Source organism: Maritimimonas sp. 2405UD52-3, assembly GCF_056591715.1.
Genome location: NZ_JBWQOL010000024.1, coordinates 1 through 392, shown reverse-complemented (window position 1 = coordinate 392; position 392 = coordinate 1). Strand labels below are relative to the sequence as shown.

Annotated in this window: 1 protein-coding gene; it reads left to right on the top strand. The window is 33.9% G+C overall.

The genetic code is table 11. The features are described from left to right. Positions 1–392, top strand: a 392-nt coding sequence (locus AC1EU5_RS16015) for a DUF7507 domain-containing protein (RefSeq protein ID WP_480193426.1), incomplete at both ends; no start/stop codon positions are given.

The window sequence follows — 392 nt, the reverse complement described above, 5'->3', positions numbered from 1 at the left end:
CCCTGATGTTACGGATACCAACAGTATTCTTGTACCAGCGCCATCAATGACAGTTGATAAAACGCAAACAAGTGGAAATAACCCTGTAACAGCAGCAAATGATATTATAGGTTATACAATTACAGTAGTTAATACTGGAACCGCGAGTTTAACTAATGTTAATGTAGAAGATACTTTACCAGATGGAAGTATGATAATATTATCAAGTCCATCTGGAGATAATGATAATGATAATGTATTAGATGTTGGAGAAACTTGGATATATACAGCTTCTTATACGGCAACATTGGCTGATATAATTACTGGAAATGATTTAATTAATACAGCTAGTGTAACTACAGATCAAATAGTAATAGCTGTAGAAGATACAGCTATTACAGAAGTAGAAGGGC